At 68.7% G+C, this 1,840-nt stretch carries 1 protein-coding gene; it reads left to right on the top strand.

All coding sequences use genetic code 11. From position 1 onward, the window contains the following. A partial coding sequence (locus KN815_RS48185) for a type I polyketide synthase (protein WP_253209718.1) occupies positions 1 to 1,840 on the top strand: 1,840 nt, incomplete at both ends.

The raw sequence follows: 1,840 nt of genomic DNA, 5'->3' as shown, positions 1-1,840 counted from the left end.
GGAGGCACCCCGGCCGGACTGCGGCACCAACTCGCCGGAGCAACAGAGGCCGAGAGGGAACACCGGGTCGTGGGCCTGGTGCAGGAACACGTGGCCGGTGTCCTCGGCCACGTCTCCGCGGAGTCCATCGACACTTCGAGGACATTCCAGGAAATCGGCTTCGATTCGCTGACCGCGGTGGAACTGCGCAACCGGATCAGCGCGGCCACCGGCGTACGGCTGCCCGCCACCGCCGTCTTCGATCACCCCACCCCCCAGTTGCTGGCCGAGCGTGTGCTGGCGGAGGTGTGGGGCTCCCTGCCCGCCGCCGCCCCGACCGCGCCGCTGCCGGTTGTCGACGACGATCCGATTGTGATCGTGGGCATGAGCTGCCGCTTCCCCGGGGGTGTCGAGTCTCCGGAGGACCTGTGGCGCCTGGTGGACTCGGCCACCGACGCGGTCTCCGCGCTGCCCACGGACCGGGGTTGGGATCTGGCGACCTTGGCCGGAGCCAAGGACGGCGCCGGTGCCTCGTACGCCCGAGACGGCGGATTCCTCTATGACGCCACTGAGTTCGACGCCGGGTTCTTCGGCATCTCGCCGCGTGAGGCGCTGGCGATGGATCCGCAGCAGCGGCTGCTGCTGGAGGCGGCCTGGGAGGTGTTCGAGCGGGCCGGAATCGCCCCCGACACGCTCAAAGGCAGCCGGACCGGGGTCTTCACGGGCGTGATGTACCACGACTACGGCTCGTGGCTCGCCGATGTCCCGGAGGACATCGAGGGCTATCGGGGGACTGGCATCGCGGGCAGCGTGGCGTCGGGGCGGCTGGCCTATACGTTCGGTCTGGAGGGACCTGCCCTGACGGTCGACACGGCATGTTCGTCGTCGCTGGTGGCGCTGCATCTGGCAAGCGAGTCGCTACGGCGCGGTGAGTGCTCGCTGGCGCTCGCGGGCGGAGTCACCGTACTGGCGACTCCACAGGTTTTTGTGGAGTTCTCGCGTCAGGGTGGGCTGGCTGCCGATGGGCGGTGCAAGTCCTTTGCCGCTGGTGCGGATGGGACGGGTTGGTCGGAGGGCGTGGGACTGCTGCTGGTGGAGCGGTTGTCTGATGCTGAGCGCAATGGGCATCGGGTGTTGGCTGTGGTGCGGGGTTCTGCGGTGAATCAGGATGGTGCGTCGAAGGGGTTGACGGCGCCGAATGGTCCGTCGCAGCAGCGGGTGATCCGGCAGGCGCTGGCCAGTGCCGGGCTTGCCACTCGGGATGTTGATGCGGTGGAGGCACACGGTACGGGGACCACGTTGGGTGATCCGATCGAGGCGCAGGCCCTGTTGGCCACCTACGGTCAGGATCGGGATCCGGAGCGGCCGTTGTTGCTGGGTTCGGTGAAGTCGAATATTGGTCATACGCAGGCGGCGGCGGGTGTGGCCGGTGTGATCAAGATGGTGATGGCGATGCGCCACGGTGTGCTGCCGCAGAGCCTGCACATCGATGAGCCGACACCCCATGTGGACTGGTCCACCGGCGCGGTGCGGCTCCTGGGCGAGCAGACGGCGTGGCCGGACGCCGGGCGGCCCCGCCGCGCCGGAGTCTCATCGTTCGGAGCGAGCGGTACCAACGCCCATGTGATTCTCGAGCAGGCCCCCGATACGACGGGCGAACCTGAGTCCGGGACGGAGCGGATCGAACTCCCGGCGATTCCCTGGGTGTTCTCGGCCCGGGACGAGGTGGGTGCGCAGGCGCAGGCCGTACGGCTACGGGCCTTCGCGGAGCGGAATCCCGATCTGGATCCGGTGGATGTGGGGTGGTCGTTGGTGGCTGCTCGTTCTGCGTTGTCGCATCGTGCGGTGGTGGTGGGTGCGG

Source organism: Streptomyces niphimycinicus, from assembly GCF_018883605.1.
Taxonomy (GTDB): Bacteria; Actinomycetota; Actinomycetes; order Streptomycetales; family Streptomycetaceae; genus Streptomyces; species Streptomyces niphimycinicus.
This window is presented reverse-complemented; position numbering and strand designations above follow the sequence as displayed.